Source organism: Enterobacter cloacae complex sp. P16RS2, assembly GCF_014982155.1.
Taxonomy (GTDB): Bacteria; Pseudomonadota; Gammaproteobacteria; order Enterobacterales; family Enterobacteriaceae; genus Enterobacter; species Enterobacter cloacae_M.
In genome coordinates this window covers 1-2,252 of sequence record NZ_JADCKW010000085.1, presented here as the reverse complement: position 1 = coordinate 2,252, position 2,252 = coordinate 1, and the positions used below count along the sequence as shown (strand labels likewise).

The 2,252-nt window shown below is 40.4% G+C and carries 2 protein-coding genes; one reads left to right on the top strand and one right to left on the bottom strand.

All coding sequences use genetic code 11. The annotated features are described in order from the left end of the window. Positions 1-183 precede the first annotated feature (183 nt). Positions 184-1,695 carry a MobQ family relaxase gene (gene mobQ, locus INF68_RS22975; RefSeq protein ID WP_058670888.1) on the top strand — a complete coding sequence of 504 codons (1,512 nt, stop codon included), beginning with the start codon at positions 184-186 and terminating at the stop codon, positions 1,693-1,695. Positions 1,696-1,721: 26 nt separating this feature from the next. Here mobQ and INF68_RS22970 read toward each other — a convergent pair whose 3' ends face one another. After that, the gene (locus INF68_RS22970) at positions 1,722-2,225 is read right to left on the bottom strand and encodes a hypothetical protein (RefSeq protein ID WP_016240051.1); all 504 of its coding nucleotides are present in this window, start codon (positions 2,223-2,225) and stop codon (positions 1,722-1,724) included. Positions 2,226-2,252: the final 27 nt, after the last annotated feature.

The following is a 2,252-nucleotide window of genomic DNA, read 5'->3' as shown; positions in this document are numbered from 1 at the left end:
CTGCTACGCAGTGTGTGGGGTCTACCGACGGTTGCCTGCCGCAGGCTAACACCGTTTCCTTCGGAAACAAGGTCAACGTCAACACCAGAGTTTTTCTTGCGAAAAACTAAAACCAGCATAGTCGCATTGGAGAGTTATATTTTGGTTTGATATTTAAATTTATATTGAGGTTGTTTTTATTGTATGGCTATTTTTCATCTTGATTTTAAAATTGTGAAACGTTCAGAAGGCAGGTCTTCCGTTGCGAAGGCTGCCTATCATGCTCGTACACGTATAACAGATGAAAGAACAGGTGATACGTATGATTACAGTCGCCGTACTGATTTATATGGGCACTTCATATTAGCTCCAGCTAACGCACCAGAACACATCGTAAAAGATTCTACAGCATTGTGGAATGAAGTGGAAAAAGTTGAGCGCCAGAACAATGGTCAAACAGCCCGTTATTTCGATGTTTCCATTCCTACCGAGTTAAATAATGATGAAAAGAAAAAACTTGTCCTTGAGTATTGTCAGAAAAATTTCGTTGATAAAGGAATGATTGCTGACATCGCTTTCCATGATCTTGATAGTGATAACCCTCATGCTCACGTTATGTTGACCTTAAAAACCATAGGCCCGGAAGGTTTTGGTAAAAAAGAAAGAAGCTGGAACGACAGAAAAATGTCTGTTTTATGGCGTGAATCATGGTCAGCTATGGCTAACAGCTACCTTGCTGCCGCTGGTTCGTCAGAACGTATTGACCATCGTTCTCTTCAGGCCCAGCATGAAGAGGCATTAGAAAAAGCGGCGGTAGCTTTAGATAATGAAGAAAAAGCGTTATGGCTTGCCAAGGCCGCTGAAACAAATCGCCCTGCAATGAAACGTATCCACAGTGCCAAATGGCGTAGTAAGGCTGCTCAGGAGCAAAGAGCCGCAGAACAGGCTGTTCGTGACGCTGCTAAACAAGAAGCTGTTGAAGTCTACAAAACATTCAGTGAACTTGATCTTGAAATCGTCGTTGATGTCAGAAGCTTCACGATTACACATCTTGCTGAACCAGAACAAATCGTATTACCTGAAACACACTCCGGCTCTTCTACTGATGAGAATCAAAGACCTGTTTTGGTTGCACCAGCTCCTCATATTCGTATGCGTGGCGTTAAATCTTACCGTGATAAAACAAAAGTCAGTAAGGTCGTTGCAGGTAAGAAACCATCAGTCAGTATTTCTGGTTCTGGAACAAATACTATTCTGAAAACATCCACCTCTCAAAACCCAAACAGGGCATCCAGAAGCGCCCCTGACCGTGCAAGAAAGCATAAGACTACTCCACGTCAGGATAATATTTTTAAACGTTTCACAACTCTTGTCATAGATTTTTTCAAGCAGAAGTTCGTATGGGCTAAAGTAAACAAAACCAAAGTTGATATTATCAATGAGGAACATGATAAACGTATTGCTGAAAACTACGTCTTTGACGAGGTATTAGGCCGTCATATCTCTCGCACTGAATATGAGAAAAAAGCCAAGTTTAACCAAGATGACTATAAACCAACACCTGATGAGATTCGACGTTTCCCAAGCCGTCTTAAGCAGGATCAGGCAGAACACAATCAAAGTGAGAATCTCACCCCGTCTGTACCACTTGAGCAGATGGGAAAGGATAGCTATCCAAAGTTCAGGCCACCGGGATTACGAAGTAGAGATTCGTAGAGCTATAACAGAATGAAACTATAATATCATTTATCAGTTATAGCTTTGATTAGTTTACCAAAGCTGATAAGCCCACCCCGAGAAGTCAAATGATTAGGCAACTCTCTGGTTTTGGGAAATTTACGGTGTTTCGGACCAAAAGATAGTATTATTAGCTTTTTCTTAGTTGTAGGGTCATACCATCTGTAATGAATAACTGCTGCAGATGTTGCCCCAGATATATTTAAATCACGGATCTTGGCTTGGGTAGATGTTGAGTTAGGATCATATGGTCCAATATGATAATGCCAATGACCGCCTGCTTTATATCCTATAAGGATTGATATTTCATCACCATTAGTATCAGTCCAAGACGGCTTATTTTTCCCTCGAAGAAGTTTTCCATCTTCTACATCAAGAACAAATAGTGTTAAAAGACCAGCTTCGCAATTAGAAGTAAGATCATTAGTCAAGAGTGAGAAATCACAAAATTTCTCTCCTCTATAATTACCACTAATAAAATCAGGATGATAATAAACGATAGCAGGCATAGTAAATTAACGTATAATAGATTATTT

What these genes read in the sequence shown, in the direction of transcription:
- mobQ (WP_058670888.1), top strand. Translation starts at nt 184, where the DNA reads ATGGCTATTTTTCATCTTGATTTTAAAATTGTGAAACGTTCAGAAGGC.
- INF68_RS22970 (WP_016240051.1), bottom strand. Translation starts at nt 2,225, where the DNA reads ATGCCTGCTATCGTTTATTATCATCCTGATTTTATTAGTGGTAATTAT.